We start from the raw sequence: 21,598 nt of genomic DNA, 5'->3' as shown, positions 1-21,598 counted from the left end.
CCCATGAGCGTGCACACAACGCCCAGCGATCCATTGAAATTGGCACGCCAAGAAATGCGCCGAACTGCGCGACGCATTGTGCAAAATCACCAAGATGTCAGTGCTCACCTGGCTCGTTTGCACGCGGCTTTGGCTTTGCCTGGTGCAGAACCTGCTCAAGGTGTTTTGGCAGATTTGTTCATGGCATTTGGCACCACGCAATCCGTCATGAAACGCGGCGCGCTGGAGCTGGCGCGGGCGCGCCTTGCCACGCACGTGGTGCGCTGGTTTGAGTCGCAGGTGATGTCGCCGGCACTTGCGCCCATCACCGCATTGGCCACCCGCTGGAGCGTGCTGGCCACCGCTTCGGCAGACATCAGCACCCGTGCCAGACGCTGCAGTGTGGATGATTCCCGGCTGTTAGCCGCCCAAGCCATGGCAGACATGGCGGCCAATCGCCAAGAAGCCCTGCAAGCTTTTTTGCACCACTGCATCACCTGCCATGACAACTTGGCCTTCATGCTGGCGCGCCGTGCCATGCTGGCGCAGTCGCCTGAGTTACCCGAAGACTGGAATTTGACCAGCCAACAACTAGAGCAATCCATGGAGCAGGCATGAGGCTCAAAGTGCTGGGTATGTCGGTCAGAGATGCGGCTGTGTTTGACTTTTTCATGCAGAAAAACCTGTCAAATTGGCACTGGGAACACGTTCCTGCTCGCCAAGACACCACGCTGAACGAAGCTGATGTCTGCATCATCGACATGGCAGCTCTTGGTTGGGCAGAGGGCAATGAGCAGAATCTGACTCAACTCAACACCTTGTTGGGGTCAAAACCCGCCGTGTTGCTGGTCTCAGCACACGACCGCTCATGGTCAAATTTGATAGCTACTCAAGCTCTCAATGACTGTGTTTTGCTCTCAAAACCCTATGGTGCCATGCGCATGCGCGAGGTGCTTTTGCAGTTTGCCAACCGTCCGGCGTTGCCTCGTGCCACTGGGTTGGTTCAGCAACCACCGGCGTCCGTTGCAGTGCCCCATGCTCACATGCAACTGCCTCAGGTGCTTGACACGCCGCATTCGCCTGACGTGTCATCCAGTCCTGCAGCGGGAGGGGGCAGCGAAGCGTTGGCGTCATTGTTGGCTGATGCGTCCGTCAACCCGTGGGTTTTTTTACGGCGAATCTCTGAAGGCATTGCTACGCAGCGTCCGTTTGAGGCGCGGTTCACGGTGCAGAACTTTTTGATTGTGAATCCCGCTGGCCATTGGGCCGCCACCAACATTCCTCTGCAAGTGATTGCAAGTGTCTGTCAAAGCAATGCCTTGGCGGCAGCCGTGACCTTTCGGACGTTGGAAGTTGATGAAGCAGAGGAGCGTGCCGAGCGATTGGCCATGCGCATCATCGACCTTGATGTTTTTTTACACGACCTCTTGGCCAAGTTTCGTTTTAAAGCCTGAAGCTTTGCGATTCGGCCCTGTTTTCTTTCCTTTTTTTAGACCGCTATGACACACCTTGCCTCTGATTGGTTGATGTTGACACCTGCAGGCGGCTTGCGCGCCTTTGGCGCGAACCCGCCTGATGCCCCGGCACAGGCGTTGCAAATGTTGCTCACGGGTGAGCGTGCTTTGGCGCGTGAAAGTTGGATGCAACTCGCCAACCTCAATCTCTCCCAAGTGGCTGACCTGCAGGCCTCTGGTTGGATCCAAACCCTGGCACGCCCGCTGCAAGGGCCAGACGCCAAACTGGACGATTTTTTACAACATGTGATTGCCGCGCTGTCAGCTCAGCGCAGCGCTGTGTTGGCATCGCAAGAAGGATTTTGCTTGGGGCGCGCGGGCGTGACCCAAGAACATGCTGACGTTCTCTCAGCCGCTGCCGCAGACTTTTCTGACTATGCCAAGCGCCAAGCCAAACGTGGCTGGATGGGTGCATCGGGTTACGTGGCGTTTCATTCAGACCCGGAATTTCTTTTGCCAGACCATGCGTTCATCCCTTTTTGGGTGGATGACACAGGCTACTGGCTGATCTTGCAAGGTGAGCCCCTGCTCAACAACCCGGCGTGGGTTGAGCTGTTGTGGGGCATCAAGCTGGCTGGCACCCGGTTTGGCCACAACGGCTAGACCATAGGGCTTGTAAAGCAATAACATGCGTTTTTGCTCAGCCATCTTTGGGCGCATGGCGTCGTTGCAAATCGCTTGTTTAGCAGAGCTAAACGGCGCGCTTTGCGCCTAGCCCTGCATCCCAAATCTGGCGATCAAAATGCACAAGTTATTACTTTACAAGCCCTTAGGGGCGTATTTGCGCAATTCCATTTTGGCAATGGCATTGCGGTGCACCTCGTCGGGGCCATCGGCAAAACGCAAGGTGCGGGCACTGGCATACGCGTAAGCCAAGGGGAAATCGTCGCACATACCGGCGCCACCAAAGGCCTGTATGGCCCAGTCAATCACCTCGCAGGCCATGCCGGGTGCCACCACTTTGATCATGGCAATTTCGTTCTTGGCAAATTTATTGCCCGCCATGTCCATCATCCAGGCGGCCTTAAGCGTGAGCAGCCGCGCCATGTCGATCTTGCAGCGCGCCTGGGCAATGCGCTCTTGTGTCACGGTTTGCTCCGACAGCGGCTTGCCAAACGCCACGCGGCGGCTGGTGCGTTGGCACATCAGCGCTAGCGCACGCTCGGCCAGACCGATCAAACGCATGCAGTGGTGAATGCGCCCAGGTCCCAGCCGCCCCTGCGCAATCTCAAAGCCGCGGCCCACCCCCAGCAAAATGCTGCTGGCTGGCACACGCACATTTTGGTAGCTGATTTCCATGTGCCCATGCGGTGCATCGTCGTAACCGATCACGTTGAGCGGGCGCAACACCGTCACGCCCGGCGCATCGGCGGGCACCAAAATCATGCTTTGCTGGGCGTGGCGCTTGGCTGTGGGGTCGGTTTTGCCCATCACAATGTGAACGGCGCAGCGCGGGTCTCCAGCGCCGCTGATCCACCATTTGCGCCCGTTGATGAGGTAATCGTCACCCACACGCTCAATGCGGGTCTCGATGTTGGTGGCGTCGCTGGAGGCCACGTCGGGCTCGGTCATGGCAAAAGCAGACCGGATGCGACCCGCCAGCAGGGGTTTGAGCCATTGCTGCTTGTGGTCATCAGAGCCATAGCGGGCTATGGTTTCCATGTTGCCGGTGTCAGGTGCCGAGCAGTTGAAGACTTCACTGCTCCACAGCACGCGCCCCATGATTTCTGCCAGCGGCGCGTATTCCTGGTTGGTTAACCCGGCACCGCCAGCCATGCCGCCAGCGGCTTCACTGTCTTGGGGGTAAAACAGGTTCCACAGGCCTTGGTCTTGCGCCTTGAGTTTGAGTTTTTCGATGGTTTGTAGCGGCGTCCAGCGCTTGCCCGCTTGCGTGTTGGCCGCAATCTCAGCATGGTAAGCCCCCTCTTGCGGGTAGATTTCATCGTCCATGAAGCGCAGCAGTTTGGCTTGCAGGGCTTTGGTTTTGGGGGAGTAATCAAAATCCATGGCGGCCTCTCGTTCGTCAAAGTTATATGCAAAAACAGGCTCTAGCGCTTATGGAATAAGCGTGAGTAGCTATTAAAATTATTTATTTTTTCTGGGCAAATTGCCATGCCAATTGCGCCAGTGGTCGGGCGCCTGCGGCCGCGCTGATGGCTTGCGCGCTGGCCGCTGTGCCAGCTTCGATGCGCTTGCCTATGCCTTGCAAAATGGCCGCCATGCGGAACAGGTTGTAGGCCAGGTAAAAATTCCAGTCTTGTGCCAGCTGCTCAGGGCTGGCAAAACCGGTGCGCGCGCAGTATTGGTGGATGTAATCCGCCTCAGCAGGAATGCCCAGCGCAGCCAAATCCAAGCCCCCAATGCCACGAAACGCACCCGGTGGAATGTGCCAGCCCATGCAGTGGTAGCTGAAATCTGCCAACGGATGCCCCAGCGTGGAGAGTTCCCAGTCCAGCACCGCAATCACACGCGGCTCAGTCGGGTGAAACATCAGGTTGTCCAGCCGGTAGTCGCCATGCACGATGCTGACCAGGGTGGGGTCGTTGGCCATGGCTGGCATGTGCGCTGGCAACCAGTCCATGAGCCGGTCCATTTCAGTGATGGGCTGGGTGATGGAGGCCTGGTATTGCTTGCTCCAGCGGCTGATCTGGCGTTCAAAATAATTGCCGGGCTTGCCATACTGCGACAGGCCACAGGCGGCCATGTCAACCCGGTGCAGCAAGGCCAAGACCCGGTTCATTTCGTCATAGATGTCAGCGCGCTCAGTAGGGCTCATGCCGGGCAGGGACTGGTCCCACAAAATGCGTCCGCTCATGAAAGTCATGATGTAAAAAGCTCGACCAATGACCGACTCGTCCTCGCACAGGCACAGCATCTCGGGCACCGGCACCTGGGTGTGTGCCAAACCACGCATCACCGCATATTCACGCTCAATGGCGTGGGCAGAAGGCAGCAGCTGGGCTTTGGCACCGGGTTTGCTGCGCATCACATAGCACTGCCGTGGTGTGATGAGCTTGTAGGTGGGGTTGGACTGGCCGCCTTTGAAGGCTTCCACACGCAGTGGCCCCTGAAAATCTGCCACATACCGCGCCAGCCAGTGTGCCAAAGCTGCCTCATCAAAAGCTTGTGCCGGGGGCACGGGCTGGGTGCCTAGGTGGTGATCAAAGTTTGTCATGGTGTGCCAATGGGGAGTGGGTTATTGGTTGACAAGCTCTTAGCGGTCTGGCTCGGTGATGTGCATCAGTGCGGCTCGGTTGCGCACCACCAGCCCGCCGGGCTCAATGCGTATGGTTTCTTCTCGCTCCAGGGTTTTGAGCTCTTGGTTAACCCGCTGGCGCGAGGCTCCCAGCAGTTGCGCCAACTCTTCTTGTGCCAGTTGCAGACCAATGCGAATTTCCGCACCGTCGCTCAAACTGGGCACGCCATAGCTGCGCATCAGGTGCAGCAGCTGCTTGGCCAAGCGGGCCCGCAGGGGCAGGGTGTTGAGGTCTTCCACCAGACCATAAAGTTGCCGAATGCGGCGTGCGTGCAGCCGCAGCAAGGCCTCATACAACTCGGTGTGTTGCGCCAGAATTTTGTTGAAATCAGCCCGTGCCACGCACAAACAGGTGGTGTCGTCATGCGCATAGGCGTCGTGAGTGCGGCGGTCGCCATCAAACATGGCCACGTCGCCAAACCAGATGCCAGGCTCAACATAGGTCAAGGTAATTTGTTTGCCAGATAACGACGTGGAGCTGACCCGCACCGCACCTTTGGCGCACGCAATCCACTCCTGCGGCGTGTCGCCTCGTGCAGTAATGAGGTCGCCATCCTTGAAGCGTTTGACAAACGCACAGCGAAGGATGTCGTGCCGAAGCGAGGGTGAAAGACCTGAGAACCAGCGCCCTGCATTGATGGCTGAACGCTCGTCAAGGGTAAGAATGGGCTCAGTCATGAATTGTCTGGTGGATATCTGACATCTTGCGCATTGTCTCGCGTCGAAGCCAACCTGCGGGTGTGATGTGTCACCTGTGTGTCTGGGCGTCTTGCACCTGCAAAAAAGCCCGCAACAGCGGGCTGGGTCTAGGGTTGGGGCAATTCATAGCCGGTAGCATCTTCAGCGGCGCACTTGCAGAGCCCCTGGGTTCACGATGTTGGTAGGGCGCCCTTTGATGAAATTCACCACGTTGTCAAAAGCTGCGCTGAAATACAGCTCGTAACTGTCTTGCTCGACATAACCAATGTGCGGTGTGCAAATGCAGTTTTCAAGCCGCAGCAGTGCATGGCCTTGCAAAATGGGTTCAGACTCAAAGACGTCCACCGCGGCCATGCCGGGGTGACCCCGGTTCAGTGCGCTGAGCAAGGCATCAGGCTCCAACAGTTCGGCTCTTGATGTGTTGACCAGCAAGGCGGTGGGCTTCATGCGCAGCAAATCTTCAAGCTTGACGATTTTCTCGGTCTCTGGCGTCAATCGCAAATGCAGCGAGAGCACATCAGCTTGCGTAAAAAACTCGTCTCGTGAGCCAGTCACTTCATAGCCGTCCAGCAAGGCGCGCTCACGGCTGGGCGCGCGCCCCCAGATGATGACGCGCATGCCAAAGGCTTTGCCAAACCCGGCCACCAACTGGCCAATGCGGCCATAGCCCCAAATACCCAAAGTACGGCCTTTGAGCGTGGTGCCTAGGCAAAAATTGGCCGGCATGGAGCCATTTTTGAGACCAGACTGCTGCCAAGCACCATGTTTGAGGTGCGCAATGTAGTGAGGTAGGCGCCGGCTGGCCGCCATGATCAAGGCCCATGTCAACTCGGCCGGGGCGACAGGTGAGCCGGTGCCTTCAGCCACCGCCACACCGCGTTCCGTGCAAGCGTTGACATCAATGTGCGACCCCACACGGCCAATCTGCGCAATGAGCTTGAGTTTGGGGAGCTTTTCAACCAGGGCGCGAGACAGGTGAGTGCGATCACGGTTGAGCACAATCACATCAGCGTCTTTGAGCCGTATAGCCAGCTGCCCCATGCCTTTGACAGTGTTGGTGTAAACCTTGGCTTGAAAAGCCTCTAGTTTGCTTGCGCAATCCAGTTTGCGGACAGCGTCTTGGTAGTCGTCTAGTATCACAATGTTCATGCATCCATTGTGCCTTGACCCTTCAGGACTGGTGCAAAACTACCCTAGCGAAGTAGAGACGTCTTGTTGTGCGTGGCTTACGTCAGTGCAGTTGTGCCTCAAAGGCTGCCAGGCGGTCAAGTTCGGCGCACACATCGGCCATGCGACCTGAAATCACCATTCGCCCTGCTAGCGACGCACGTTGCCCCGCTTCCATGACCCGCACCACGCGCAGGGGTTGGTGACTGCGCAGAGGTGCTGGGGGCGTGATGGCCTGATGGATGAAAACCGGGTGCAGCACCGGCTGTCTGCAGCGCGTGCTGTTGGGCGCTGTGGGCACCGGCATGCGGGGGTGATGCGCCACGCGTGCCGTGGTGTGCCCAGGCTGAACCACGAGCCATTGCCATAAAGATTTCAGTGGCGCGATCACGTCAAAAGATTGAATGGCTAAAGTCATGGTGAAACCTTTGAGGCTAAAAAAATGGGGAAATACGGCTGTGCTGCTTGAAGCTGAACTTGGGGCTACATCAACATGGTGTTGCGAATCAGCCCCACCGCTAGGCCTTCGATCTCAAATGGCTCGCCGGGGTCAACCACAATGGTTTGGTAGTCTGGGTTTTCTGGGTGCAACTCAATCAGGTTGTTGTGCCGCATGAAGCGCTTGACAGTGACCTCGTCACCCAGGCGAGCCACCACAATTTGGCCATTTTTCGCATCGCGAGTGCTTTGCACGGCCAGCAAATCACCATCCATGATGCCGGCGTCGCGCATGGACATGCCGCGCACTTTCAGCAGGTAGTCTGGTTTGCGCTGAAACAGGCTGTTTTCCACATAAAAGGTTTTGTCAATGTGCTCCTGTGCCAAGATGGGGGAGCCCGCTGCCACCCGACCCACCAATGGCAAGGCCAGTTGCAACAGGTTTGAGACCGAAGCCTCAAGGTTTTGGATGCGTGATGCGTTGATAGACCGCAGCGTGTCGCCGCGCAAGCGAATACCGCGCGATGTGCCACTGACCAGTTCAATCGCTCCCTTGCGGGCCAGCGCTTGCAAATGCTCTTCGGCTGCGTTGGCGGATTTGAAGCCCAGCTCTGTGGCAATTTCTGCTCGTGTGGGGGGGGCGCCCGTGCGGGCAATGGCGCGCTCGATAAGATCGAGAATCTGTTGCTGGCGATCAGTGAGTTTGGGTCTGGTGATCATGAGGCCTCCTGTGAGCGGCAATTGAGAAACAGTGACTGGGGCAGAAAACAGCAAGTAGTTTGGATAAACACTGTTTTCTTATCCAGTAACTGTATTTTTAATCAGTTTTTGAAAGTCAGCAAGTGATTTCTGATCAAAACCCAAAAAAAGTGGTGGTTTTAGGCACTGGCGGCACCATTGCCGGCAAGGCCACCCAAGCGTCTGACAACCTGGGTTACACCGCTGCCCAGGTCAGTGTGGCAGATTTATTGGCACTTGTGCCGGGCATGAATCGCGTACTGGGTGGCTGCACCCTTGTGAGCGAACAGGTGGCGCAAATTGACAGCAAAGACATGAGCTTTGCCGTTTGGCAGGTGTTGGCGCAGCGTGTGCAGCACCACTTGGCGCAGTCCGATGTGCAGGCGGTGGTGATCACCCACGGCACCGACACGCTTGAAGAAACAGCGTATTTTTTGCATGCTGTGTTGCCAGCGCAGTGGCTTGGCCGCAAGCCTGTGGTGTTGACTTGCGCCATGCGCCCGGCCACAAGTTTGTCGCCCGACGGCCCGCAAAACCTGTTGGATGCCATGGCTGTGGCGCTTTGCCCGCAGGCTTGTGGCGTGGTGGTGGTCGCAGCGGGTAGCGTGCACGGCGCGCTGGATGTGCAAAAAAACCACACCTACCGACCTGATGCCTTTTCTTCGGGCGATGCCGGTGCCTTGGGGTATGTTGAGGAAGGGCAGCTGAGATTATTAAGAAATTGGCCTCTAGCCCAATCAGAACAAGCGCAACCAGCTATTGAAAAAATAGCTACTTTGGACCACTGGCCGCGTGTGGAAATTGTCATGAACTACGCCGGTGGCAGTGCTTACATGGTTGATGCCATGCTGCAGCCGCTGCCAGGGGTGCCCGCGCTGCAAGGCTTGGTGGTAGCAGCCACCGGCAACGGCACCCTGCATCATGCGCTTGAGGCTGCGCTGCGCCGCGCCAGCCAAGCCGGTGTGCGCGTGGTGCGCGCCAGCCGCTGCGCCAATGGCCGCGTGCTGGCCACAGAACACGCTGAATTTGCACACTCTGAAGGGCTCTCGCCCGTCAAAGCCCGGGTGGCCTTGATGCTGGCTTTGATGTCAGGCGGTTGAGCCTTCGCCCACGTCAAGGCACTTGAATGCGTCTACTGGAACCCCATGTAAGACTCAGTTCATAAAACTTTTGGAGTGCCTCATGCGTGTCGACAAATTCACCACAAAATTTCAGGAAGCCCTGGGCGACGCCCAGTCTTTGGCGTTGGGCAACGACCATGCCTACATTGAGCCAGTCCACATGCTAGTGGCACTGCTCAAGCAAGATGACGGCCCCAAAGCCTTGTTGCAGCGCGCTGGTGTCAATGTGGCTGGGCTGCTGGCCACGGCTGAAACTGCGGTTAAAAAACTGCCTCAAGTCACCGGGCAAGAGCAGGTGCAAGTGGGGCGTGACATGGTGTCGCTGCTGCAAGCGTCCGAGAAAGAAGCCATCAAGCGCGGTGACAAATTTGTCGCAGCCGAGTTGTTTTTGCTGGCCTTGTCCGACAGCAAGCAAGAGCTGGGCAATGTGGCGCGTGCCCATGGCTTGACCCGCAAGAGCATGGAGGCTGCCATTGAGGCCGTGCGCGGCGGCCAAAACGTAGACAGCGCCGATGCCGAAGACCAGCGCGAAAGCCTGAAAAAATATTGCATTGACCTGACCGAGCGCGCCCGTTTGGGCAAGCTCGACCCGGTGATTGGCCGCGACGATGAAATCCGTCGCGCCATCCAGGTGCTGCAACGGCGCACCAAAAACAACCCGGTCTTGATTGGCGAGCCTGGCGTGGGCAAGACCGCCATTGTGGAAGGCTTGGCGCAGCGCATCGTGGCCGGGGAGGTGCCTGACAGCCTCAAAGGCAAACGCGTGCTGAGCCTGGACATGGCGTCCCTTTTGGCCGGGGCCAAATTCCGTGGCGAGTTTGAAGAACGCCTGAAAAACGTGCTCAAAGACCTGGCCAAAGATGAAGGCCAAACCATTGTGTTCATTGATGAACTCCACACCATGGTGGGCGCAGGCAAAGGCGAGGGCGCCATGGACGCGGGCAACATGCTCAAGCCCGCACTGGCGCGGGGCGAATTGCACTGCGTGGGTGCCACCACGCTGGACGAATACCGCAAATACATTGAAAAAGATGCCGCGCTAGAGCGCCGTTTCCAGAAAATTCTGGTGGGCGAGCCCACCGTGGAGGCCACCATTGCCATCCTGCGCGGCTTGAAAGAGCGCTACGAAGTGCACCACGGCGTGCAGATCACCGACCCGGCCATTGTGGCGGCGGCTGAGCTGTCTAACCGTTACATCACCGACCGTTTTTTGCCCGACAAAGCCATTGATTTGATTGACGAGGCCGCCAGCAAGGTCAAGATCGAGCTCGACTCCAAACCCGAGCTGATGGACAAAAAAGACCGCCGCCTGATTCAACTGCAAATTGAGCGCGAAGCCGTCAAGCGTGAAAAAGACGAAGCCTCGCAAAAACGCCTGGAACTCATCAACGAAGAAATCACTGCTTTACAAAAAGAAATTGCAGATTTGGACGAGCTCTGGAAAGCTGAAAAAGCCCAGGCACAGGGCTCCAAAACCCTCATGCAAGAGGTGGAAAAAGTGCGTGGTCAGATCAAAACCCTCACTGACAAAGGCGACTTCAATAAAGCCGGTGAATTGCAATACGGCACGCTGCCTGAGCTTGAGAAAAAGCTCAAAGCTGCGCAAGACAAAGAAGCGGGCAAAGCCCAGACGGCCAAAGACGGTGGCCGTACCCAACTGCTGCGCACCATGGTGGGCGCGGACGAAATTGCCGAAGTGGTCAGCCGTGCCACGGGCATTCCGGTGGCCAAGATGATGCAAGGCGAGCGCGACAAATTGTTGCAAATGGAGGTCAAGCTGCATGACCGCGTGGTGGGGCAAGACGAAGCCATTGGCGCGGTGGCCAACGCCATTCGCCGTTCACGCTCGGGGTTGAGTGACCCAGATCGCCCCACCGGCAGTTTTTTGTTCCTCGGCCCCACGGGGGTTGGCAAAACCGAGCTGTGCAAGGCACTGGCGGGCTTTTTGTTTGACTCCGAAGAGCACCTGGTGCGCATCGACATGAGCGAGTTCATGGAAAAGCATAGCGTTGCACGATTGATTGGCGCGCCTCCGGGCTATGTGGGCTATGAAGAAGGTGGTTATTTGACAGAAGCCGTGCGGCGTAACCCCTACAGCGTGTTGCTGCTCGACGAGGTTGAAAAAGCCCACCCCGATGTCTTCAATGTGTTGCTGCAAGTGCTTGACGATGGCCGCCTGACCGATGGTCAGGGGCGCACCGTGGACTTCAAAAACACCGTGATTGTGATGACCAGCAACATTGGCTCGCAAATGATCCAAAACATGGTCGGTCAACCTTATGAAGACGTGAAAGACGCGGTGACCGATGAACTCAAAAACCATTTCCGTCCCGAGTTTTTGAACCGCATTGACGAGACCGTGGTGTTCCACAGCCTAGCTGCCAGCCACATTGCCGACATTGCCAAGATTCAACTGGCGGTGCTGACCGCGCGTCTGGCGCACATGGATTTGACGTTGGAGGTCAGCGATGCCGCTGTGGCTGAGTTGGCCAAGGTGGGGTTCGACCCGGTGTTTGGTGCGCGGCCGCTCAAACGCGCCATTCAGCAGCGCATTGAAAACCCGCTCTCGAAGCTGCTGCTGGAAGGCAAGTTTGCGCCCAAGGCCACCATCCACGTCGGTGTAGACCCGATCAAGGCGCCGGGACAGTTCAGCTTTGCTTAAGAGTCTTTTAGGCCTCTAGCGCTTATGAAATAAGCGTGAGCAGCTATTTACTTGAGAGTAAATAGCTGCTTTTTTGTTGTGCCAATGTCGCGCAGGCTAAGATGAATGCATGACTTCAGCCGCACATGCCATACCCACCTCTATCCCGCTGCAACACGACGCCAAGGTGATCGCCCTGGTGGGCATGGCGCACGCGGCGTCGCACTTTGGCCACTTGTTGTTGCCGCCGTTGTTTCCAGTCTTCATGCACGAGTTTGGCTTGAGTTTTTCGCAACTGGGTGCGTTGATGAGCGTGTTTTTTGTGGTGTCTGGCTTGGGGCAAGCCAGCGCCGGGTTTGTGGTGGACAAACTGGGCGCCCGCCCGCTTTTATTTGTGGCGCTGGCGCTGTTCACGTTGGCCGCGGTGTTGGCATCCAGGGTCACTGGCTACAGTGGCTTGGTGGCGGTGGCGGCACTGGCGGGGCTGGCCAACGCCACCTTTCACCCAGTGGATTTCACCATCTTGAACCAGCGCGTGTCGCCCCCACGCTTGGGGCACGCGTTCAGCGCGCATGGGCTCACAGGCAATTTGGGCTGGGCTTTGGCGCCGGTGTTTTTTGCCACAGTGACGGCCTTGAGCGACTGGCGCACCGCCTACCTGGCCGCTGCCGTGTTGTTTGCCAGCGTGCTGGCAGTGTTGGTGTTCAACCGCGACCAGCTTCATACCCAAGTGGTACGCCATGCGCCTGATGCGGTGGTGGAGCACAGCATGGCCTTCATGAAGCTGCCGGTGGTGTGGTGGTGTTTTGCGTTCTTTTTGCTCTCCACCATGACGTTGGCGGTGGTGCAGAGTTTTTCAGTGTCCATCCTCAAGGCCATGCACGGCATCAGTTTTGAGTCGGCCACGCTCACGCTCACGGCTTACATGCTGTGTGGCGCTTTAGGCATGTTTGTGGGCGGCTTCGTGGCGGCGTATTCCAGACACAGTGACCGGGTGGTGGCGTTGTCGATGTTGACAGCGGCTTTGTTGCTGGCGCTGTGTGGCACAGCGTGGCTGGGTGCCACCTGGACCATGGTGGTGCTGGCGGCCACGGGGTTTGCGGTGGGCATAGGCGGGCCGTCGCGCGACATGATGATCAAAAAAGCCACCCCCAAAGGCGCAACCGGCAGGGTCTATGGGTTGGTGTACTCGGGCCTGGACACCGGGTTTGCCATCTCACCCTTGATGTTTGGTGCGTTCATGGATCGGGGGTGGTACAGCGCCACCCTGATGGGCGCTGCGTTGGTGCTGGGCTTGAGCGTGGTGGCTGCGCTGGGGGTAGGGGCGCGCACGCGCTGAATTGTCATGAAAAAAGCCAGCAGATGCTGGCTTTTTTTGGGGCTGGCGGTTTAACCCGCGAGCGCCACGCCTTTATTTCAAATGGCTGGGAATGAGTTTTTGCATCTCAAACATGTCGGCCTTGGCTTTGCCAAAAACGGCTTTGAGTTTGGCGTCGGCATTGATCATTTTTTTATTCACGCTGTCTTGCAGCTTGTTCGCCTTGATGTAAACCCACAGTTGTTTGACCACTTCGGTGCGTGGCAGCGGTTTGGCACCCACCACAGCGGCCAGCGCAGCGCTGGGTGTCAAGGCTTTCATGAAAGCTGAGTTGACAGCTTTTTTAGCGGGTGCGGCAGCTTTGGCTGGTGCGGCTTTTTTGGCCGGTGCTGCAGCTGCAGGAGCCGCAACTTTCTTAGTTGGGGCAGCGGCTTTCTTGGCTGGGGCAGCAGCCTTGGCAGGTGCTGCAGCTACCTTCTTGGCGGGCGCCGCTGCTTTGGCGGGTGCTGCTTTTTTTGCAGGTGCAGCCTTGGTGGCTGGGGCAGCTTTTTTTGCTGGGGCTTTGGGTGCGGTTGCCATAGAGATAGTCCTTTTCAAGTTGAGAAAATCGCCAGCACACTCGCTGAAGGCTGGTTGGCTCGAATCCTAATGGAGAAACCGCACCTTTCCAAGGGGGAAGACACGAATTTGTGTGGCTAAAGTCAAGTTTCACACCGTGTTTTTCAAGGTTTTACAATTTTTCAACCTTACCTGACACCAAAAGGAATTTTCATGACCCCAAGTTTCTCCTCCTGTGACCTGTGTGATGCCCATAAAAACGCTGCGCCAGAGGTGTTTCGGGTGCTGCCACCGGTGTTCAAAGATTTTGCTGCACGGCGCGCATTTTGTGGTCCGGTGGTCACGGTTAAATGCTATGAAGACAACACCCTGGTCAAGGCCGCTGTGGAGTCGTGTGGCTATGAAGACACCGCTGCAGGGCGCATTGCCAAAGTGCTGGTGGTCGATGGCGCCGGTTCGCTGCGCCGTGCACTGCTGGGCGGTAACCTGGGCGCTGCCGCAGCCAAAAATGGCTGGGCTGGGCTGGTGATAGACGGCTGTGTGCGCGATGTGGGCGAACTTGCCCCGTTAGACCTGGGCATACGCGCCCTGGCCAGCATGCCGCTACCTACAGACCGTCAAAAACAAGGTTTGAAAGACGTGCCGGTGCAGCTGCAAGGCGTTTGGGTGAACCCCGGTGAATGGTTGTACGCCGACGCCGATGGCATGGTGGTCAGCGCCACCCGGCTGGTTTAGTCAGAAGCTGGCGGTTTGGCTGGCACCGCCTGTCGTGCGGGCAGGGTGGCCAGCACCACACCCACCAGACACAGGCCAAAGGCCAGCAGCTGCAGCGCCGTCAAGCGCTCGCCCAGCACGCCCACACCCACCAGTGCAGCAGCAACAGGCAGCATCACCGTGAACACCCCGGCGCGTGCAGCAGGCACGGTTTTCAGCCCGGTCATCCACAGCCACACTGTCCACACACTGGCCGCCAGCGCGTAAAACAGCAGCAACAGCCACATGGACACGCTCACGCTGGCAAAGTCAAACGTCCACGCTGCATACAGGCCAAATGGCGTCATCAAAGCCAAGCCCCACAAGTTGATCAGCGCGGTGATGCGCTTGGGGCTGACACAGCCCGTGAGCTTTTTGCCTATGACTGCATAAGACGCTTCGCACACCACCGCCCCAAACACCAAGACATTACCCAACCAGCTATTTTTATAAGCCAAATTGGCCTCTAGAGCATGTGATACATGCGCTGGTAGCTCGCTTTTTGAGAGTGAAAACAAGGCAATCCCAGCCACTGCACAGGCAATGGCCTGCCACACCCGCAGACCAATGCGTTCGCGCAAAAACAGCCAGCTCAGCAGCGCCACCATGGTGGGAATGGCCGCCATGATGACCCCGGCCGACACCGCACTGGTCAGGCTCACACCAAACAGCATGCACACCGTGAACAAAAAGTTGCCCAGAAACGATTCCAAAAAAATCAGCCGCTGGGTGGCTGGGCTCAAAGGGGGCTCATTTGCAGGCTTGCACAGCCAGTGCGGCATGGCCAGTGCGCCGATGAGAAAGCGCAGCCAGGCCAGCAAAAACACGGGCATAGCCGCCACCAGCGGCTTGCTCAACGCCACATAGCTGCCGACCAAGGCCATGCTCAAAGCCAAAAAACCATAGGCCAACCAAAGCGGTGGGGCGGGTGAGGAGGGTGCTGAGTTCAAAAGCGTGCAGCGCAAGAATAAAGGGTAGCTGCATCATCCCAGATTTCATCCCGCAACTGGCTCTGGCTGATCGGTATCAACTGGCGCAAAGCGCTGCACAGGGCGGCGTTACCATCTTCTTCAATGCCATTTCTGGAGAGCCTGCCATGCCGCTTGGTCAATTTGCCTACGCCCACCACACCACGGGTTTTCTTGCTGCGCCCGCCCTGACCAACCAGCCTTTTGCGGTGGCCGGCGTTGCGTTTGATGGCGCGGTCACCCACCGCCCTGGCGCGCGCTTTGGTCCGAGCGACATTCGCCGCGCCAGCTTGATGCTTTGCGACGGCATTCACCCGCTGTTTGACGTGTCGCCGCTGGGGTGGCTGGGTGATGCTTTTGACATGCGCCTGCCCAATGCCTCTCCTTTATCCGAAGTGCGTGCGCACATCCAGCGCCAAGCTGCGGCCTTGATGGCACGCCACCACTGCGTGTTTTTGGGCGGCGACCATTCGGTGACCTTGCCGCTGCTGCGCGCCGCCCGCGCCCAGCATGGCGAGCTGGCGCTGGTGCACTTTGATGCCCATTGCGACACCTGGACAGATCACTTTGGCGAGCCCTCTGGCCACGGCACCTGGACTTATGAAGCCATCGCTGAGGGGCTGGTCAACCCGCGCCACACCGTGCAGATTGGCCTGCGCTCCAGTGGCGCACGCGCCGCACGCGAGTACGTGCAAGACCAGGGCGGCTTGATCTTTACCGCTCGGCAGTTGCGCGGGCTTGACGGTGCCGGGCTCATGCCCGTGGTGAACGACATCAAAGCCCGCTTGGCTGGGCGGCCGTGCTACATCACGCTAGACATCGACTGCCTTGACCCCGCGTTTGCCCCCGGCACCGGCACCCCAGAGCCAGGCGGCTTAAGCAGCTCGCAAGTGCTGACCCTGCTGGAGGCGTTGTCGGCACTGGACTGCATTGGCATGGACTGCGTAGAGGTGGCGCCCGCTTATGACCACGCCGAGCTCACCAGCAACGTGGCTGCCACACTGGTGTGGACTTACCTGTGCGGCCAAGTGGCCAAACGCGTGTGAAAGAGCACCGCCATGCTGCTGGACTCTGACACCCAACTCAACCAACACAGCTATTACGAAGCCAGCGTGACGCGCCCGCTGCTTGAGCCGGTGCTGCAAGGCGCGGTACAGGCTGATGTGCTGGTGGTGGGTGCCGGGTTTGCCGGGCTCTCGGCCGCCATTGAACTGGCTCAGCGTGGCTACCAGGTGGCAGTGCTGGAGGCTGACCGGGTGTGTGCGGGTGCCTCGGGGCGCAATGGTGGGCAGGCTATTGTGGGCTTTGCCAGTGGGCAAGCACCGTTTGAGCAGCAGTTGGGCAACGATTTGGCACGCCAGGCGTGGGCCATGTCGCTGCAGTCTTTGGCTTTGATTGAGCAGCGCGTGCAAGACTTTGCGCTGGATTGCGATTGGGTCAGAGGCTACATGTATGTGGCCGACTCTGCCCGCAAAGCCCGTGCCCTGCAGGCCGACTGCGACGCTTTGCAGCGCCAATACGGCTTTGCCCACGACTTTGTCAGTGGCGCCCAAGTGCAAAGCCTGATTCAAAGCCCACGCTATTGCGCCGCCGCATTTGAGGATGTTTCAGGCCATTTGCACCCGCTGAAATATGGCTTGGGGTTGGCGCGTGCCGCCCAGTCGCTGGGGGTGAAGATTTTTGAAAAATCTGCCGTCACCCAACTGACCCATGGCGCGCGTGTGACAGCTCACACCGCCCACGGACAAGTCAGCGCCCAGCACGCGGTGCTGGCGGGCAACTGCACCCTGGCGGAATATGCGCCGCAGGTGGCACCAGCGCTTGCGCCGCGCATCATGCCAGTGGGCACCTACATGATCAGCACCGAGCCACTCTCGCCCCAGTTGTGCCAAGCCTTGATTCCCAGCAACGCCGCGGTTTGCGACAACAATTTTGTGCTGGACTACTTTCGCTTCAGTGCCGACCACCGCCTGTTGTTTGGCGGCCAGGTGAGCTACTCCACCCGCACCCCCGCCCACTTGGAGACGCTGATGGCGCAACGCATGGTGGCAATTTTTCCGCAGCTCAAGGGCGTAGCGGTGTCGCATGTGTGGGGCGGGTTTGTGGACATCAGCATGAACCGCGCGCCCGACTTTGGCCGCTTGGCGGCCAATGTGTATTACCTGCAAGGCTTCAGTGGCCATGGCCTGGCGTTGACCGGTCTGGCTGGGCAGCTGGTGGCGCAAGCCGTGGCCGGCCAGGCCGAGCGCTTTGATGTGTTTGCCAAACTGCAGCACCGCCCGTTCCCTGGCGGCGCCATGCTGCGCACCCCGAGCCTGGTGCTGGGCATGCTGTACCACCGGTTGACGGACTTGTGGTGAAGGGGGTATTGGCTTCTAGCATTTATGGCATTACTTGCCCGACACAAGCGCAGCGTGCCATTGGGCGACATCTTCAATGGCATGCGCCAAGGGCATCTGGGCTTCCACCCGATCCATGATGAGTCGCTGCAAAATGGCTCCCAACATGGTTACGTTGTCTGCCATGTGCGGTTTGAGTTCGGTCAAGAATTGGCAAGTGGGTGGGTCTAAAGCGTAGACACTCAGAAGATTGTCAAATTTTTTGTCGGTGGCCAAGGCGTAGCACATGTCGTACACCAGGTTGAAGCTGCGCAGTTGCTGCGCTTCATCCATGGCGCCATAGGCAAATTACATTTGTTTCCCTGAGATTCTTACCTTTGTTGATTGAGTCATGATGTTGAAAACCCCTGAATATTTGCCTGCTACCTTGCTGGCTGTTTCAAAGCGGATCGAATTGCCAGCCAACGCAAGTCTGTTCAAGTTGGGCGAACCGGTCACGCTGTTGCACTGGCTCATGCGTGGCGAGTTGCAAGCCATGCGAACGACGCCATCCGGGCAAACAGTGGTCATGATGCGAGGCAGCGCGGGTGAATTTTTTGCCGAAGCCTCGTTGTTCACACCGCACTACACCTGCACAGCCTTGGCCAGGAAGCCGAGTGTTGTGCTGGCCATTCCAGTGGCAAGCTTTCGTTCAGCACTTGCCACAAATGCCCATTTTGCCGAGATGTTTCTTCGCGCCGCGGTGTTGTCGCTGCGCCGCCAATGCGCGCGCGTTGAGCGATTGCGGCTGCGTACGGCAACTGAGCGCATCTTGCACTACCTGAGCTGTGAATCTGCATTAGACGGTTGTTGTCAACTCACCATGCCCTTGTCCGAGTGGGCCGTCGATTTGGGGCTGGAGCCAGAGACGCTGTACCGAACCCTGCGCGCGCTGGAAGAAAACGGCTTGGTGCAGCGCGACAAACGCCGCATGCGTCTGTGCGCCGGGTGCGAACAAGTTGGTAACCCAGCGAATCCCAACTGATTCCTGTCATGTTAAAGAGGGTAATTACTTAAATTCAATGGCATACCACCTCCGTAAGATGGGTCTACCTTAATCAAACAGGAGATGTTTATGCCCAGTCGTCGCGATACTCTCAAACACAGCGCCATCGTGGCCGGCCTGCTGGCCACCACCGGGTTGTTTCCCCAATGCGCCTTTGCCTATAACGAAGGTGCTTTCAAGGCTAAATCTGTTGCTGACGTGATAAAAGCCCTGGGTGCCAGCGCTCCGGTGGAAAGCAAAGACGTCACCATAGGTGGCCCAGACATCGCAGAAAACGGTGCTGTGGTGCCCTTGACGGCAAGCACCACCCTGGCCGGTGTCAAGCACATGTTGCTGCTGGTTGAAAAAAACCCGTCAACCCTGGTGGCTCAGTTCAATGTGACTGACAGTGTTGAGCCCAGCTTTGCTACCCGCTCCAAGATGGGGCAATCCTCAGACGTCTACGCCGTGGCCATCATGAACGACGGCAAAGCCTTGTTTGCCAAAAAAGAAGTCAAAGTCACCCTGGGCGGCTGCGGCGGCTAAGCCCTTGCTGCCCCCTCTTGCACGCCCCCGCCACACTGTTGGCAACACCGATTAATTGTTTGAATTCAGGAGTTTCAAAATGGCAGATCCAATGCGCATTCGCGCCAAAGTAGACAGCGGCAAAGCCACCGTACGAGTTTTGATGAGCCATGAAATGGAATCTGGCCAGCGCAAAGATGCCGCAGGAAAACTGGTGCCGGCGATGCACATCACCGAAGTCAGTGCCAGCCACAACGGCAAGGTCGTCCTGACGGCCGACTGGGGCTCGGCCGTCTCCAAAAATCCGTTCCTGCAGTTCACCGTCAAAGGTGCCAAGGCGGGCGACAAATTTGCCATCACCTGGAAAGACACCAAGGGTGATACCCGCACCGACGAAGCCACCGCTTCCTAAACAACAAGAAAGAGACCGTATCCAATGAAAAGATTCAGTTGCATTGCCGCCGCCTGCGGCCTGAGCCTGCTGTCTTGCGTGGCGTTTGCTCAAAAAGTTGACCCTGCCGTTGCCGCTTACCGTGCTGCCTTGGCTGATAAAGATGGCAACCCTGGCCTGCTCATCATCGACAAGGGTGAAATCTTGTACAAGACTGCATCCGGGCCCAAAAACGCCACCCTTGAAAAATGCGACTTTGGTCTGGGCCCCGGTGTCATCAAAGGGGCTTACGCCCAGATGCCTCGCTACATGCCCGACACCCAGCGCGTGGAAGACCTTGAAACCCGCCTGCTGCATTGCATGGTGACCCTGCAAGGCAAAGATGCCACCGAGATCAAGGCTCACCGTTTCGCCAATGAAAGCAGGAGCGAAAACAACACCGACTGGGAAAAAATTGTTTCCTACATCGCCTACCAGTCAGACGGCATGACCTTGTCCATGCGTAAAGACCATCCGAAGGCGCAAGAAGCCATCAAAGTGGGTGAAGTGCTCTACTTCAAGTCGGTTGGACCGATGGATTTTTCATGTGCCACCTGCCACGGCAAGACCGACACACGCATCCGTCTGCAAGCTCTATTCAACGGCCTCGACAAAAAACAAGCCGGCGATGTCATGAGCTCCTGGCCCACTTACCGCGTGTCACACAATGCCATGCGCACCATGCAGCACCGCATGTGGGACTGCCACTGGCAAATGCGAATGCCCGACATTGACATGGGCTCACCAGGCACCGTGGCGCTGATCTCTTACCTGACCAACCAGGCCGATGGCGTCAAGCTGGACTTGCCAGGCATGCGTCGCTGATCGTCATGCGCCTCCAGAACACTCAACTCAGGAAATACCCCATGACTCAGAAAAATATTGTTCTCTTGTCAGCGCTGGCTGCTGCCGTTGTTGCATTGGCAGGTTGCGCTGCCCCTGGCACCCCGCCAGACATTCAGACGCTGGCTGACCAAACGTTCAAGGCCAGTTTTTTGCCAGGCAAAGGCCAAGACTTGACCCGGCTTGAGCAAGACCAGACACAAAAGGACTGCTCGGTGTCGCGTGCGGCACCCACAAAAGCCTTGGCTGCAACCATGATGGCGCGTGAAGCTCAAACCATTGTTTACCCCGCCGACGGCAAGCTGATGGGTGACTGGAAGGCCGGTGCCAAAGTGTTCAATGGTGGTTTCACCATGCACATTGGGTCTTTCATGCCCAACAAGCCGGATGCAGTGCACGGTGGTAATTGCTACGCCTGCCATCAGGGCGAGGCCAAAGAGCTCGCTTACGGCAACATGGGCTCATCTTTGCTGCACTGGGGCAAAAATCGAGGTCAAAAACCGCAAGTCATCAAATACACCTACGAAAAGATATACAACGCCAAGGCCTTTAACGCCTGTTCTGCCATGCCGCGCTTGGGGCACAAGCAGATTTTGTCGCCCAAGCAAATCACCGACTTGGTGGCCTATCTGGTCTCGCCAGATTCGCCCATCAACAAGTAGCCAGAGTATCTGGAGTCGCCATGAACCCACTGCGCCGCCAATTCACCACCAGCTTGCCCGCCCTGGGCGCGCTGCTGCTGAGCATGCGGCACGGTGGTTTGCTGGCTCAAATCACACCAGCAGCCATGGAGGCGGTGGCACCGCCGTTGCCAGCCGTGGGCAGCACTCTGGCGCTGCCTGAGGTGCCATTTTTTGATGGCACGGTCTTCAAGCCAGAGCAGGCTAAAGGCCACATCGCCGTGATTTACTGGTGGGCCAGCACCTGCCCATTTTGTGCGCTGCAAAGCCCCGAGATGCAAAAACTCTGGCAAGCCCAGCAGGCCCGGGGACTGCGCATGCTGGCGCTGTCGGTAGACAAAAAACCTGCCGAGGCCGAGACCTACCTGCAAAAAAAGGGCTACACCTTTCCTTCGGGCTGGGTCACCCCCGAGATTCACAAGGCATTGCCCAAGCCGCGCGGCTTGCCCGTGACTTTGGTGTTGGGGCGGGATGGCCGTGTGCTGCAAGCCGAACGCGGCCAGATGTTTCCCGAGGATGTGGCACTGTTGGCCAACTGGCTTTGACAGTGCTATTTGTTTAATAGCTACTAGCGCTTATAAATAAAGGGCTAGAGGCTATTTTTCTA

Annotated in this window: 24 protein-coding genes; 15 read left to right on the top strand and 9 right to left on the bottom strand. The window is 57.8% G+C overall.

Annotated elements, in window-relative coordinates; translation table 11 throughout:
* Nucleotides 1-3: 3 nt before the first annotated feature.
* The 3 genes from PHT20_RS00305 to PHT20_RS00295 are packed head-to-tail and all read left to right on the top strand — an operon-like array spanning nt 4 to nt 2,096.
* Complete coding sequence (locus tag PHT20_RS00305; RefSeq protein ID WP_301018931.1) at nt 4-597, top strand: hypothetical protein; 594 nt, start codon at nt 4-6, stop codon at nt 595-597.
* A complete protein-coding gene (locus PHT20_RS00300) occupies nt 594-1,433 on the top strand; it encodes a hypothetical protein (protein WP_301018930.1) in 840 nt (279 codons plus the stop codon). The genes PHT20_RS00305 and PHT20_RS00300 overlap by 4 nt, the downstream gene beginning before the upstream one ends.
* 45 nt (nt 1,434-1,478) lie before the next feature.
* The gene (locus PHT20_RS00295) at nt 1,479-2,096 is read left to right on the top strand and encodes a hypothetical protein (RefSeq protein WP_300082862.1); all 618 of its coding nucleotides are present in this window, start codon (nt 1,479-1,481) and stop codon (nt 2,094-2,096) included.
* A gap of 156 nt (nt 2,097-2,252) precedes the next feature.
* Here the strand turns inward: PHT20_RS00295 and PHT20_RS00290 are convergent, their stop codons facing one another.
* The 6 genes from PHT20_RS00290 to lexA form a co-directional block, all read right to left on the bottom strand.
* Nucleotides 2,253-3,500, bottom strand: coding sequence for an acyl-CoA dehydrogenase family protein (locus PHT20_RS00290; RefSeq protein ID WP_301018929.1), 1,248 nt, complete (start codon nt 3,498-3,500; stop codon nt 2,253-2,255).
* An 82-nt stretch (nt 3,501-3,582) separates the two neighbouring features.
* Nucleotides 3,583-4,668, bottom strand: a complete 1,086-nt coding sequence (locus PHT20_RS00285; RefSeq protein WP_301018928.1) for a phosphotransferase — start codon at nt 4,666-4,668, stop codon at nt 3,583-3,585.
* A 39-nt stretch (nt 4,669-4,707) separates the two neighbouring features.
* Nucleotides 4,708-5,427, bottom strand: coding sequence for a Crp/Fnr family transcriptional regulator (locus tag PHT20_RS00280; protein ID WP_301018927.1), 720 nt, complete (start codon nt 5,425-5,427; stop codon nt 4,708-4,710).
* A gap of 162 nt (nt 5,428-5,589) precedes the next feature.
* A complete protein-coding gene (locus PHT20_RS00275; protein WP_301018926.1) occupies nt 5,590-6,597 on the bottom strand; it encodes a D-2-hydroxyacid dehydrogenase family protein in 1,008 nt (335 codons plus the stop codon).
* A gap of 82 nt (nt 6,598-6,679) precedes the next feature.
* Nucleotides 6,680-7,033: a hypothetical protein gene (locus PHT20_RS00270; RefSeq protein WP_301018925.1), complete on the bottom strand. Its 354-nt coding sequence runs from the start codon at nt 7,031-7,033 to the stop codon at nt 6,680-6,682.
* A 65-nt stretch (nt 7,034-7,098) separates the two neighbouring features.
* Entirely contained in the window at nt 7,099-7,773 is a 675-nt protein-coding gene (gene lexA / locus PHT20_RS00265) for a transcriptional repressor LexA (protein WP_301018924.1), read from the bottom strand.
* Between the two features lie 125 nt (nt 7,774-7,898).
* Between lexA and PHT20_RS00260 the strand changes: the two genes are divergently transcribed.
* The 3 genes from PHT20_RS00260 to PHT20_RS00250 all read left to right on the top strand — a co-directional run bounded on the left by PHT20_RS00260 (nt 7,899) and on the right by PHT20_RS00250 (nt 12,892).
* Nucleotides 7,899-8,891 (top strand): asparaginase, encoded by a 993-nt coding sequence (locus tag PHT20_RS00260; RefSeq protein ID WP_301019013.1) that lies wholly within the window; start codon nt 7,899-7,901, stop codon nt 8,889-8,891.
* Between the two features lie 82 nt (nt 8,892-8,973).
* On the top strand, nt 8,974-11,574 hold the full coding sequence (gene clpB / locus PHT20_RS00255) for an ATP-dependent chaperone ClpB (RefSeq protein ID WP_301018923.1): 2,601 nt from the start codon (nt 8,974-8,976) through the stop codon (nt 11,572-11,574).
* Nucleotides 11,575-11,683: 109 nt separating this feature from the next.
* On the top strand, nt 11,684-12,892 hold the full coding sequence (locus PHT20_RS00250; protein WP_301018922.1) for an MFS transporter: 1,209 nt from the start codon (nt 11,684-11,686) through the stop codon (nt 12,890-12,892).
* A 72-nt stretch (nt 12,893-12,964) separates the two neighbouring features.
* On the opposite strand, the gene PHT20_RS00245 is transcribed toward PHT20_RS00250, so the two are convergent.
* Entirely contained in the window at nt 12,965-13,450 is a 486-nt protein-coding gene (locus PHT20_RS00245; RefSeq protein WP_301018921.1) for an SWIB/MDM2 domain-containing protein, read from the bottom strand.
* Between the two features lie 192 nt (nt 13,451-13,642).
* Between PHT20_RS00245 and rraA the strand changes: the two genes are divergently transcribed.
* Entirely contained in the window at nt 13,643-14,164 is a 522-nt protein-coding gene (gene rraA, locus PHT20_RS00240) for a ribonuclease E activity regulator RraA (RefSeq protein WP_301018920.1), read from the top strand.
* Here rraA and PHT20_RS00235 read toward each other — a convergent pair.
* Nucleotides 14,161-15,132 carry a DMT family transporter gene (locus PHT20_RS00235; RefSeq protein WP_301018919.1) on the bottom strand — a complete coding sequence of 324 codons (972 nt, stop codon included), beginning with the start codon at nt 15,130-15,132 and terminating at the stop codon, nt 14,161-14,163. The two genes, rraA and PHT20_RS00235, sit on opposite strands and share 4 nt — an antisense overlap.
* A 146-nt stretch (nt 15,133-15,278) precedes the next feature.
* Between PHT20_RS00235 and speB the strand changes: the two genes are divergently transcribed.
* Both speB and PHT20_RS00225 read left to right on the top strand, forming a co-directional pair.
* Nucleotides 15,279-16,196 (top strand): agmatinase, encoded by a 918-nt coding sequence (speB, locus tag PHT20_RS00230; protein ID WP_301018918.1) that lies wholly within the window; start codon nt 15,279-15,281, stop codon nt 16,194-16,196.
* A 12-nt stretch (nt 16,197-16,208) separates the two neighbouring features.
* Nucleotides 16,209-17,510, top strand: coding sequence for an FAD-binding oxidoreductase (locus PHT20_RS00225; protein WP_300082933.1), 1,302 nt, complete (start codon nt 16,209-16,211; stop codon nt 17,508-17,510).
* A 30-nt stretch (nt 17,511-17,540) separates the two neighbouring features.
* Here the strand turns inward: PHT20_RS00225 and PHT20_RS00220 are convergent, their stop codons facing one another.
* Nucleotides 17,541-17,822 (bottom strand): hypothetical protein, encoded by a 282-nt coding sequence (locus PHT20_RS00220; protein ID WP_301018917.1) that lies wholly within the window; start codon nt 17,820-17,822, stop codon nt 17,541-17,543.
* A 58-nt stretch (nt 17,823-17,880) separates the two neighbouring features.
* On the opposite strand from PHT20_RS00220, the gene PHT20_RS00215 reads away from it, so the two are divergent.
* The 6 genes from PHT20_RS00215 (at nt 17,881) to PHT20_RS00190 (ending at nt 21,536) form a co-directional block, all read left to right on the top strand.
* Nucleotides 17,881-18,513 (top strand): Crp/Fnr family transcriptional regulator, encoded by a 633-nt coding sequence (locus PHT20_RS00215; protein WP_301018916.1) that lies wholly within the window; start codon nt 17,881-17,883, stop codon nt 18,511-18,513.
* Between the two features lie 90 nt (nt 18,514-18,603).
* The gene (soxY, locus tag PHT20_RS00210) at nt 18,604-19,059 is read left to right on the top strand and encodes a thiosulfate oxidation carrier protein SoxY (protein ID WP_301018915.1); all 456 of its coding nucleotides are present in this window, start codon (nt 18,604-18,606) and stop codon (nt 19,057-19,059) included.
* Nucleotides 19,060-19,138: 79 nt separating this feature from the next.
* A complete protein-coding gene (gene soxZ / locus PHT20_RS00205) occupies nt 19,139-19,450 on the top strand; it encodes a thiosulfate oxidation carrier complex protein SoxZ (protein ID WP_301018914.1) in 312 nt (103 codons plus the stop codon).
* A gap of 24 nt (nt 19,451-19,474) precedes the next feature.
* Nucleotides 19,475-20,293, top strand: a complete 819-nt coding sequence (gene soxA / locus PHT20_RS00200; protein ID WP_301018913.1) for a sulfur oxidation c-type cytochrome SoxA — start codon at nt 19,475-19,477, stop codon at nt 20,291-20,293.
* A gap of 41 nt (nt 20,294-20,334) precedes the next feature.
* Complete coding sequence (gene soxX, locus PHT20_RS00195; RefSeq protein ID WP_301018912.1) at nt 20,335-20,973, top strand: sulfur oxidation c-type cytochrome SoxX; 639 nt, start codon at nt 20,335-20,337, stop codon at nt 20,971-20,973.
* Nucleotides 20,974-20,993: 20 nt separating this feature from the next.
* Nucleotides 20,994-21,536, top strand: a complete 543-nt coding sequence (locus PHT20_RS00190) for a TlpA disulfide reductase family protein (protein WP_301018911.1) — start codon at nt 20,994-20,996, stop codon at nt 21,534-21,536.
* The last annotated feature ends 62 nt before the right edge of the window (nt 21,537-21,598 follow it).

The organism is Rhodoferax sp. (assembly GCF_028715765.1).
Classification (GTDB): domain Bacteria; phylum Pseudomonadota; class Gammaproteobacteria; order Burkholderiales; family Burkholderiaceae_C; genus Rhodoferax.
The sequence above is the reverse complement of the archived record's forward strand: the minus strand, read 5'-3'. Positions and strand labels throughout refer to the sequence as shown.

What these genes read in the sequence shown, in the direction of transcription:
- PHT20_RS00305 (WP_301018931.1), top strand. Translation starts at nt 4, where the DNA reads ATGAGCGTGCACACAACGCCCAGCGATCCATTGAAATTGGCACGCCAA.
- PHT20_RS00300 (WP_301018930.1), top strand. Translation starts at nt 594, where the DNA reads ATGAGGCTCAAAGTGCTGGGTATGTCGGTCAGAGATGCGGCTGTGTTT.
- PHT20_RS00295 (WP_300082862.1), top strand. Translation starts at nt 1,479, where the DNA reads ATGACACACCTTGCCTCTGATTGGTTGATGTTGACACCTGCAGGCGGC.
- PHT20_RS00290 (WP_301018929.1), bottom strand. Translation starts at nt 3,500, where the DNA reads ATGGATTTTGATTACTCCCCCAAAACCAAAGCCCTGCAAGCCAAACTG.
- PHT20_RS00285 (WP_301018928.1), bottom strand. Translation starts at nt 4,668, where the DNA reads ATGACAAACTTTGATCACCACCTAGGCACCCAGCCCGTGCCCCCGGCA.
- PHT20_RS00280 (WP_301018927.1), bottom strand. Translation starts at nt 5,427, where the DNA reads ATGACTGAGCCCATTCTTACCCTTGACGAGCGTTCAGCCATCAATGCA.
- PHT20_RS00275 (WP_301018926.1), bottom strand. Translation starts at nt 6,597, where the DNA reads ATGAACATTGTGATACTAGACGACTACCAAGACGCTGTCCGCAAACTG.
- PHT20_RS00270 (WP_301018925.1), bottom strand. Translation starts at nt 7,033, where the DNA reads ATGACTTTAGCCATTCAATCTTTTGACGTGATCGCGCCACTGAAATCT.
- lexA (WP_301018924.1), bottom strand. Translation starts at nt 7,773, where the DNA reads ATGATCACCAGACCCAAACTCACTGATCGCCAGCAACAGATTCTCGAT.
- clpB (WP_301018923.1), top strand. Translation starts at nt 8,974, where the DNA reads ATGCGTGTCGACAAATTCACCACAAAATTTCAGGAAGCCCTGGGCGAC.
- PHT20_RS00250 (WP_301018922.1), top strand. Translation starts at nt 11,684, where the DNA reads ATGACTTCAGCCGCACATGCCATACCCACCTCTATCCCGCTGCAACAC.
- PHT20_RS00245 (WP_301018921.1), bottom strand. Translation starts at nt 13,450, where the DNA reads ATGGCAACCGCACCCAAAGCCCCAGCAAAAAAAGCTGCCCCAGCCACC.
- rraA (WP_301018920.1), top strand. Translation starts at nt 13,643, where the DNA reads ATGACCCCAAGTTTCTCCTCCTGTGACCTGTGTGATGCCCATAAAAAC.
- speB (WP_301018918.1), top strand. Translation starts at nt 15,279, where the DNA reads ATGCCGCTTGGTCAATTTGCCTACGCCCACCACACCACGGGTTTTCTT.
- PHT20_RS00225 (WP_300082933.1), top strand. Translation starts at nt 16,209, where the DNA reads ATGCTGCTGGACTCTGACACCCAACTCAACCAACACAGCTATTACGAA.
- PHT20_RS00220 (WP_301018917.1), bottom strand. Translation starts at nt 17,822, where the DNA reads ATGGATGAAGCGCAGCAACTGCGCAGCTTCAACCTGGTGTACGACATG.
- PHT20_RS00215 (WP_301018916.1), top strand. Translation starts at nt 17,881, where the DNA reads ATGATGTTGAAAACCCCTGAATATTTGCCTGCTACCTTGCTGGCTGTT.
- soxY (WP_301018915.1), top strand. Translation starts at nt 18,604, where the DNA reads ATGCCCAGTCGTCGCGATACTCTCAAACACAGCGCCATCGTGGCCGGC.
- soxZ (WP_301018914.1), top strand. Translation starts at nt 19,139, where the DNA reads ATGGCAGATCCAATGCGCATTCGCGCCAAAGTAGACAGCGGCAAAGCC.
- soxA (WP_301018913.1), top strand. Translation starts at nt 19,475, where the DNA reads ATGAAAAGATTCAGTTGCATTGCCGCCGCCTGCGGCCTGAGCCTGCTG.
- soxX (WP_301018912.1), top strand. Translation starts at nt 20,335, where the DNA reads ATGACTCAGAAAAATATTGTTCTCTTGTCAGCGCTGGCTGCTGCCGTT.
- PHT20_RS00190 (WP_301018911.1), top strand. Translation starts at nt 20,994, where the DNA reads ATGAACCCACTGCGCCGCCAATTCACCACCAGCTTGCCCGCCCTGGGC.